This is a genomic window from Pseudomonas sp. C8002 (assembly GCF_013385765.1).
Taxonomy (GTDB): domain Bacteria; phylum Pseudomonadota; class Gammaproteobacteria; order Pseudomonadales; family Pseudomonadaceae; genus Aquipseudomonas.
Genome location: NZ_JACAPJ010000042.1, coordinates 1 through 8,576, shown reverse-complemented (window position 1 = coordinate 8,576; position 8,576 = coordinate 1). Strand labels below are relative to the sequence as shown.

Annotated in this window: 7 protein-coding genes; 6 read left to right on the top strand and 1 reads right to left on the bottom strand. The window is 60.6% G+C overall.

Translation table 11 applies throughout. The features are described 5' to 3' along the window. Positions 1-87: 87 nt before the first annotated feature. A complete protein-coding gene (locus HX814_RS30280) occupies positions 88-858 on the bottom strand; it encodes a MipA/OmpV family protein (protein WP_177010134.1) in 771 nt (256 codons plus the stop codon). 230 nt (positions 859-1,088) lie between these two features. Here HX814_RS30280 and HX814_RS30275 point away from each other — a divergent pair, with 230 nt between their 5' ends. Genes HX814_RS30275 through HX814_RS30250 form a run of 6 tightly spaced genes read left to right on the top strand, consistent with a single transcriptional unit; the run spans position 1,089 to position 8,349 of the window. Then, on the top strand, positions 1,089-1,793 hold the full coding sequence (locus HX814_RS30275; protein WP_008435530.1) for an MtnX-like HAD-IB family phosphatase: 705 nt from the start codon (positions 1,089-1,091) through the stop codon (positions 1,791-1,793). Further along, the gene (locus tag HX814_RS30270; RefSeq protein ID WP_003216473.1) at positions 1,786-3,180 is read left to right on the top strand and encodes an aspartate aminotransferase family protein; all 1,395 of its coding nucleotides are present in this window, start codon (positions 1,786-1,788) and stop codon (positions 3,178-3,180) included. The genes HX814_RS30275 and HX814_RS30270 overlap by 8 nt, the downstream gene beginning before the upstream one ends. Beyond that, the gene (locus tag HX814_RS30265) at positions 3,177-4,043 is read left to right on the top strand and encodes an alpha/beta fold hydrolase (protein ID WP_177010133.1); all 867 of its coding nucleotides are present in this window, start codon (positions 3,177-3,179) and stop codon (positions 4,041-4,043) included. The genes HX814_RS30270 and HX814_RS30265 overlap by 4 nt, the downstream gene beginning before the upstream one ends. Before the next feature lie 16 nt (positions 4,044-4,059). Beyond that, positions 4,060-5,184: a GNAT family N-acetyltransferase gene (locus HX814_RS30260; RefSeq protein ID WP_177010132.1), complete on the top strand. Its 1,125-nt coding sequence runs from the start codon at positions 4,060-4,062 to the stop codon at positions 5,182-5,184. Further along, positions 5,184-6,962, top strand: coding sequence for a HAMP domain-containing sensor histidine kinase (locus HX814_RS30255; RefSeq protein ID WP_102369840.1), 1,779 nt, complete (start codon positions 5,184-5,186; stop codon positions 6,960-6,962). The genes HX814_RS30260 and HX814_RS30255 overlap by 1 nt, the downstream gene beginning before the upstream one ends. Beyond that, positions 6,952-8,349, top strand: coding sequence for a sigma-54 dependent transcriptional regulator (locus HX814_RS30250; RefSeq protein WP_003216481.1), 1,398 nt, complete (start codon positions 6,952-6,954; stop codon positions 8,347-8,349). The genes HX814_RS30255 and HX814_RS30250 overlap by 11 nt, the downstream gene beginning before the upstream one ends. Positions 8,350-8,576 lie beyond the last annotated feature (227 nt).

Sequence of the window (8,576 nt, the reverse complement as noted above, 5' to 3'; positions counted from 1 at the left end):
ACTTTTGCGCTTTTCAAAAGTGAGCCGCTGTAAGAGCGGAACCAATAGCGGCCCTGACCGCAGCAACGGATATGCCCCCCCCCCAGCTCAATCAAACTTATAGCTGATGGCCGTCTGCACCTGCCCCTGATTCACATCCCCGGTCTCCTTGACGATGCTGCTATTGGCCGCTGACCCCACCAGGTGTATCCAACTGGCACTGGTCAACAGCGACCACTTCGCATCCAAAGGAAACTCAAAACTCTGCGTCAACGTCAGGTTCTGAAACCCGGCACTGGCGTTATACGGCCGAAACCCGGAGGCCGCAGCCTCATTGGCATCCACCCCGAAAAACGTCTGCGCCTGGCGGGCATCGGCAAAGTGCGCCATCAAGCCGGTGCTGCCGATAATGCCGCTCCCCAACGGATAACCCAACTCGCCGCCGAGCTTCCCCACAACCCCGCTTTGATCACGCGCCCCGCCCACGGCCTGACCCACCTGTGCATACACCCGCCAGAAATCAGCCGGAGCGTACTGAATAAAGCCTCCAACCTCGGCCATATCCGAAACATCGCGTAACCCACGCAACGAGCCATTGGCCGTGCGCCCCGGCAGGTAATTGATATAGGGCCCCGCGGTAAAACCGTTGGTATTGAGCGCACTCCAGGTCAGCCCATCGTCGGTACCCAGGCTGACACTCCCCCAATCCAGATCGAAATACGGGATCGGCCGCGTTTCGTAGCGGCTGCCCGTCGGATCGTGGGGCTGATAGCTGACGCCTGCGCCGGCTTCACCGGTAATTCCGTCTGCCAGCGCAGCGCCGCAAACGCCCCACAGCCCCAGCAAACCGGTGAATACAGCAAAAGTAACCCTGAACATGGAGCCATTTCCTTTTGTGAACATGCGCGCATGAACGCGCAAACACCCGACCTTAGGCAAGCACTCATCTAGGTTGTAGCAAGCTACAAAAATTGTAGCCAGTTCCGACACAACCAAATGCAAATACCCGCCAAACCCTTTGAAAACAGGGGGTGCGAGCACTTGGCACAGTCCATGCTCTAGCACTCTGCAAGCGCAACAGCGCGCTCCTACTTCATAGGTAAATGCAGATGATCCACTGGCATATCGTGTGTGACTTCGACGGGACTATCACTCCTACCGACGTCATCGACAACGTCCTCCAACGCTTCGCCGGCCCCGAGTGGGAAACCATCGAGCAGGAATGGCTGGATGGGCACATCGGTTCGCGCGAATGCCTGAGCCGTCAACTGGCGCTGATCAAGGCGACCCCGGCCGAGTTGCTGGCGTATTTCGACAGCGTCGAGATCGACCCGGACTTCCCGGACTTCGTCGATCACGTCATGGGCCTGGGCGCTTCCATTGAAGTGGTCAGCGATGGCATCGAACAAGGCATCGCGCGGATTCTGTCGCGCAACTACGTGACCTTGCTGCCGATCCTCGCCAACCGCCTGCGCCAGGTCGACCAGAACAGCTGGCGCATCGACTTCCCGTATGCCAGCGACGCCTGCCGTGCCGCCTCCGGCAACTGCAAGTGCAAGTCCACGCCGCGCAACAAGCGCGTGCTGGTGATCGGCGACGGCAAGTCCGACATGTGCGTGGCCTCCACCGCCGACTTCGTCTTCGCCAAGGCCAGCCTGGCCGACTACTGCGAAACCAACAACATCCCTTACGCGCGGTTCGACACCTTCGCCGAACTGCCGGCATTGCTGGCCAAGCTGCCTCAGGGCATCGCCGCCAACGCCACCTCCTTCAGCACCTCTTCCGACAATCAGGAACTCTTCCACCATGTCTGATATCCGCATCGCTACCGCAGAAGACCAGGTTCTTCTGGATAAAGAAGCCAAGTACTGCTCCTACGGCGACACCGTTCACTACATCGACCCTCCGCGTATTTTCAGCCGCTGCGAAGGCTCCTACGTGTGGGACACCGAAGACCAGGCTTACCTCGACCTGCAAATGTGGTACTCGGCCGTTAACTTCGGTTACGCCAACCCGCGCCTGAACAACGCGCTGAAACAGCAGATCGACACCCTCCCGCAAATCGCCAGCCAGTACCTGCACAAAGGCAAGATCGAGCTGTCGGAAATGATCGCAGTCGACGCCAAGAAAAAATTCGGCCTCGACGGTCGTGTGCACTTCAACGTGGGCGGTTCGCAGTCCATCGAAGACTCCCTGAAAGTGGTGCGTAACGCCACTAACGGCAAGAGCCTGATGTTCGCCTTCGAAGGCGGCTACCACGGCCGTACCCTTGGCGCTTCGTCGATCACTTCGAGCTACCGCTACCGTCGTCGCTATGGCCACTTCGGCGAGCGCGCCAACTTCATCCCGTTCCCGTACCACTTCCGCGGCCCTAAAGGCATGACCAAGGAAGAATACGGCAGCCACTGCGTGCAGCAGTTCGCCCGTCTGTTCGAAACCGAATACAACGGTGTGTGGGACCCGAAAGTCGGCCAGAGCGAATACGCCGCCTTCTACGTCGAGCCGATCCAGGGCACCGGCGGCTACGTGATCCCGCCGATGAACTTCTACAGCGAGCTCAAGCAGGTCCTCGACCAGCACGGCATCCTGATGGTCGTCGACGAAATCCAGATGGGCTTCTGGCGTACCGGCAAGCTGTGGTCGATCGAACACTTCGACGTCAAGCCGGACGTGATCGTCTTCGGCAAGGCATTGACCAACGGCCTGAACCCGCTGGGCGGCATCTGGGCCAAGGAAGAGTTGATCAACCCTAAGATCTTCCCGCCAGGCTCCACTCACTCCACCTTCGCGTCCAACCCGTTGGGCACCGCGGTAGGCCTGGAAATGTTCAAGATGACCAGCGAAGTCGACTACGGCGCAATGGTCATGGCCAAGGGCAAATACTTCCTGGCCGGCCTGCAAGAGCTGCAAAAGCGCTTCCCGATCATCGGCGACGTCGACGGCCTGGGCCTGGCACTGCGCTGCGAAATCTGCGGCCCGGACGGCTTCACTCCGGACAAGGCGACCCTGGACTACATGGTCGAGGAAGGCATGAAGGGCGACATGGTGGTTGACGGTCAGAAACTCGGCCTGATCCTCGACGTGGGCGGCTACTACAAGAACGTGATCACCCTGGCACCGTCGCTGGAAATCAGCTACCCGGAAATCGACCTGGGCCTGAAGCTGCTCGAGCAACTGCTTGTGCGAGCGACCAAACGGTGAGCAGCCACGAGATCGACCTCGGTGAAGGTGATGCCGGCTTCGTTCTCGGTAGCGGTCCGATCGGGATCTTGTTGATCCACGGCCTGACGGGCACCCCGACGGAACTCCGTCGGGTGGCCCAGGGGTTGGCCAAGGTCGGTAACTGCACGGTGTACGTGCCGACCCTGGCCGGCCACTGCGGGGACAACAGCGACCTGCAAGCCACCGGCTGGCAGGACTGGTACGAAGGCGTGCGCAAGACGTTCGTCGCGGTGAAACAGCGCCACGAGCAGGTATTCGTCGGCGGCTTGTCGATGGGCGCGGTGATGTCGATGTACGTGGCGTCGCAGTTCCCCGGCCAGGTTGCCGGCTTGCTGATGTACTCCACGACGTTGAAGTACGACGGCTGGAGCATCAACAAGATGGCGTTCATCACGCCCTTGCTGATCCGTATTCCCTTCGGTGTGCGCCTGTTCCGCTTTACTGAAAAGCCGCCCTACGGCATCAAGAACGAGCGCCTGCGGGCGATCGTCGAGCGGCAGATGAAGGAAGGGGAGAGCAGCGAGGCGGGTCTCTTGACCATGGAGGGCGTCACGGTGCGCGAGTTGCACTGGATGAATGCCGTGGTGAAGAAGCTCATGCCATCGATCAAGACCCCGGCCCTGGTGCTGCATTCCATCGAGGATGACATCACCAGCCGCTGGAACGCCGATTACGTGGAACGCCATCTCGGCGGCCCCGTGACCAAGATCCTGCTGGACAACTGCTACCACATGATCACCGTCGACCTGCAATACCGTCGGGTGATCGAGTTGAGTGCCGAGTTTGTCGGGCAGTACGCACACGCCACAGAGGCACCTGAAGATTATCGACAGCTGGCTTGAACCCTAAGGATTTGACGTGATCACCGCCCAAGCCTTTTCGACCATTCGGGCCATCGAACGCAGTGCCTGGAACGACTGTTTTCCCGATGCCCTGGAGGATTGGGACTATTACGTGGCCGTGGAAAACGCCGCTATTGATGATTTCCAGTGGCGCTACCTCGCGGTGTTTGACGAGGCAACGCTGGTAGCGGTCGCGCCGGCGTTCATTACGCGTTATCGCCTCGACACCACCATGTCAGGCGTAGGTAAGCGCTTTACCGAGCGCCTGGAGCGACTGTGGCCGGGTGTTTTGAAGCTGGGCCTGTATGCCATCGGCTCGCCGGTGGCGGAACAGTGCAATGCGGGTGTCGCCAGTCATGTTGCCGAATCCGGGCGCGAGGCGTTGCTTGCGCAGTTACTCGCCGCCGCACGCCGGGATGCCGATGCGTTCGGCGTCGGGCTGGTGGCGGTCAAGGATGCACCGACCAGGGACGAAGGCTGGTCAAACAGCTGCCTTGGCGCGGGTTTCCAGAGCATGCCCAGCCTGCCAACGGCCTTGTTGCCGATCCCTTTTGGTTCAGTGGACGCCTACCTCGGTTCCCTGGACAAAGCCACCCGCAAGGACCTGCGCCGCAAACTGCGTGCGCCGGGGCCGCGTGTCGAGTGGCGACGCAACATCGACGACGTACTGCCGCGCATCATGGCGCTGTATGAGGCCACCCTGGAACGCTCCGACCTGCAGTTCGAGCGACTGCCGGCAGGCTATTTCACCGGTATCCTTGAACAGCTGCAGGAACGTGCGGTCTGTGTGCTTTATTGGGTGGACGAGCAACTGGTGGCGTTCAACCTGATCCTGCTGAACCAGGATCGCCTGATTGACAAGTTTTTCGGCGAAGACAGTGACTACAGTCGCGAATACAGCCTGGCGGTGCGCAGTTGGTTAACCAACATCGACTACTGTATTCGCAACGATATTGCGTTATATGAATGTGGTCAGGCCGGCTATGCCAGCAAGTTGCTGCTGGGCTGCGAGTTCCAGGGCAACAGCATGTTTTTCCGCCACCGTAACTGGCTGGTCAACCGTGCGCTGTTCGTTGCAAAAGTGTTTCTCCGACCGGATCGATCCGACCCTGCCATGGCTGCTGCGATAAGCGAAACCTGATGATCAACAAGACCCGCCAAAAAGCCCGCCCCTTTGCCATTTCGCGTTGGAGCGTCCAGCGCAAGCTGGTGTTGGCGTTCTGGCTGGTGACGGTGATCCCGACGATGATCGCGGCGGAGCTGGCCGCGACGACGCTGTCGCAGATCTTCGACAGTAACGTGCGTATCTGGCTGCAGGAGTCGACCAAGATCGTCAAGGACGAGATCGGCGACATCCTCCACGACAACGCCCGGGTCGCCCAACTGTTCCTGCGCTATACCAAGCCGCCGTCGTCACGCCAGGCCGAGAAACACGACAAGCTGACCGCTGATATTGCCGCCGCCACCGACATCGACGTGGTCGCGCTGATCCGCAGCAGTGACCACAAAATCGTGTTTACCACCGCCGCCGACGACATCGTCAAGCAAATCAACCTGGCCAGTAATGCGGTGTTGCAGACGGTCGAAGTGGGTGGCGTGACCACCGGGGTTGTGGTGTCCACCTTCGAGACCAGCGAGGACGGCGTCGATTATCAACTGCTGGTGGCCACTTATCTGGACAGCAGTTTCCTGACCAGCGTGGCCGATGTGCATTCCCTCGACCTGCGCTTGTACCTGGCCAACCCCAGCGGGTTTTCGGAGATTTTCTCCACCCAGCGCTTTGTCGATCACCCCGCGCGGATTCCTTCGAGTATCGAATCTGCGCTGCGCAGCACCAAGCAGCCCAGCGAACAGTTCACCAACAACTACAGCGGTTTGTACTGGCCGATCTTCAACGATGCCGGCGAGCTGCAAGGGGTGATCTTCAGTGGCTTGCTGCGCCATACCAGCCTGGTGGGCCTGGTGAACCAGAGCAATCTGTTCGTGTTGATCTTCCTGCTCAGCTCGGCGTTGTCCCTTGGTGCGGGCATGCTGGTGTCCCAGCGCCTGACCCGGCCATTGCGGGATCTGTCCGAAGGCGTCAGCGCGGTGATCTCGGGTAACTATCAGCACCGTGTGGCGGTCAGCGGCGGCGACGAGCTGGCGCAACTGAGCAGCACCTTCAACCACATGACCGAGCGCCTCGGTGAGTTGCATCACCTGGAAGCGCAACTGCGCCGCCGCGACCGCCTGCATGCACTGGGCGAAGTCGCGATGGGCCTGGCCCACGAAATCCGCAACCCGCTGGGCATTATCAAGACGGCCACCCAATTGCTGCATCGCCGCGCCGATTTGCCGGAAACCGACAAGCGTCACCTCGAATATGTGATCAGCGAAGTCAGCCGGATCAACGACCTGATCACCGAATTCCTCGACTTCGCCAAACCCAGTGCACCGCTGCGCACCGTGCAGGCGGCACGCCCGGTGGTGGAGGAGATCCTCGGCTTCTGCGGGCCTGAGCTTGCGACCCATAACATCGACGCGCAAATTGATGATGCGGCTCCCGGCGCGACGATTTATGCCGATGCCAAGCAGCTCAAGCAGGCGTGCCTGAACCTGATTCTCAACGCCATCGACGCCATGCCCGGAGGCGGGCGCCTGACCCTGGGCATCCACAGCGTGGGCGGCAACACGGTGATCAGCATCGGCGATACCGGCGAGGGCATTGCGCCGGACATGATCGAGCGGATCTTCACACCATTCGTCACCACCAAGGCCTCGGGCACGGGCTTGGGTCTGGCCAAAGTGTTCTCGATCATGGAAAGTCATGACGGCAGCATCGAATGTGTCAGCGAGACAGATGCCGGCGCCACCTTCAGCCTGTACATTCCGGCCCAGGGTGCAGACGACGGCGATGATGAGGATGGTGATGACGCATAACGTATTGGTAGTTGACGACGAACCCAAGCTCTGTGACTTGCTTTCGTCGGCCTTGAGCCAGAGCGGGATCCAGGTGTTTACCGCCGGCAACGGCCTGCACGCGCTCAAGGTGCTGGAGCAGGAAGACATCGACCTGGTGATCAGCGACTGGCGCATGCCCGGCATGGACGGGCCGGCGCTGCTGGCGGAAATCAAGGTGCGCTACCCGCAACTGCCGGTGATCGTGATGACCGCCTACAGCACCGTGAAGAACGCGGTGCAGTCGATGCGCAACGGCGCCTACGACTATATCGCCAAGCCCTTCGATATCGACGAGCTGGACATCACGGTGGCGAAGGCCCTGCAGTTTCGCGACATCATGCGCGACAACGCGCGCATGCGTGCCGAGTTGGATGAACATGCGCAGTTCGACAGCCTGGTGGGCGACAGCCCGGCGTTCCGCCGCGTGCTGCACGCCGTGGACTCGGTGCGCGACAGCAACGCTACGGTGCTGCTGACGGGCGAAAGCGGCACCGGCAAGGAGATGGTCGCCCGTGCCATCCACAAACACGGCAACCGCGCCGACAAGCCGTTTGTGGCGGTCAACTGCGCGGCAATCCCCGAAGGCTTGCTGGAAAGCGAGATGTTCGGCCACCGCAAGGGCGCCTTCACTGGCGCAGTGGCGGATCGGGTCGGGCGCTTCATGCAGGCCGACAAGGGCACGTTGTTTCTCGATGAAGTGGGTGACATGCCGTTGGCGTTGCAGGCGAAAATCCTGCGGGCCTTGCAGGAGCGGGTGATCGAGCCGGTGGGTGACCCGCGCGAGCGCAAGGTGGATGTGCGAGTGATCGCTGCCACCAACAAGAATTTGCTGGATGCGGTGGCGAACAAAGAGTTTCGTGAAGACCTTTACTACCGCTTGAACGTATTTCCGATTCCGCTGCCGGCCTTGCGTGAGCGGGTGGAAGATATCGCGCCGCTGGCCCGGCACTTTGCCCAGACCTTGAGTGCCACGGCGGGCAAACGCATCACCGGTTTCAGCCCCGAGGCGTTGCAGGCCATGGCGGCGTATTCCTGGCCGGGCAATATTCGTGAGCTGCAGAACTGTGTGGAGCGGGCGACCATCGTTGCGGCGACGCCGGTGATCGAGGACATTGATTTGCCGGCGTATCTGTTTGCTTCGACGCCGGCTGAGGATGGGGTGGGCGCGATACTCAGCAACGGGCCGGGTGTGCCGCAGGATCTGGATGCGGCGCTGGCTGAGGTGGAGAAGGCTTACATCATGGCTGCGTTGCAGGAGAGCAACGGGGTGCAGGCTGCGGCGGCGCAGAAGATCGGGATTTCCGAGCGCAGTTTTTGGTATCGGTTGAAGAAGCTGGGGATTCAGGTGGACAAGATTGTTCGCTAGGGGGCGCTGAGCGGTTGCTTGGGGGCATATCCGCTATTTAGGTAACGGCGACTTATGGTTCCGCTCTTACAGCGGGTCACTTTTGGCAAACGCCCGGAATGCCGGCCCAGCCAAAAGTAACCAAAAGGTCTTTGCCCCGCCACTCGGTGCCTCGCTTAGGCTCGGCATGCCCGCACTCCGGCCATCGTGGTTGACGGGGTGCCTAAGATCAAAAGCAAAAGCACAGC

What these genes read in the sequence shown, in the direction of transcription:
- HX814_RS30255 (WP_102369840.1), top strand. Translation starts at nt 5,184, where the DNA reads ATGATCAACAAGACCCGCCAAAAAGCCCGCCCCTTTGCCATTTCGCGT.
- HX814_RS30275 (WP_008435530.1), top strand. Translation starts at nt 1,089, where the DNA reads ATGATCCACTGGCATATCGTGTGTGACTTCGACGGGACTATCACTCCT.
- HX814_RS30270 (WP_003216473.1), top strand. Translation starts at nt 1,786, where the DNA reads ATGTCTGATATCCGCATCGCTACCGCAGAAGACCAGGTTCTTCTGGAT.
- HX814_RS30280 (WP_177010134.1), bottom strand. Translation starts at nt 858, where the DNA reads ATGTTCAGGGTTACTTTTGCTGTATTCACCGGTTTGCTGGGGCTGTGG.
- HX814_RS30250 (WP_003216481.1), top strand. Translation starts at nt 6,952, where the DNA reads ATGACGCATAACGTATTGGTAGTTGACGACGAACCCAAGCTCTGTGAC.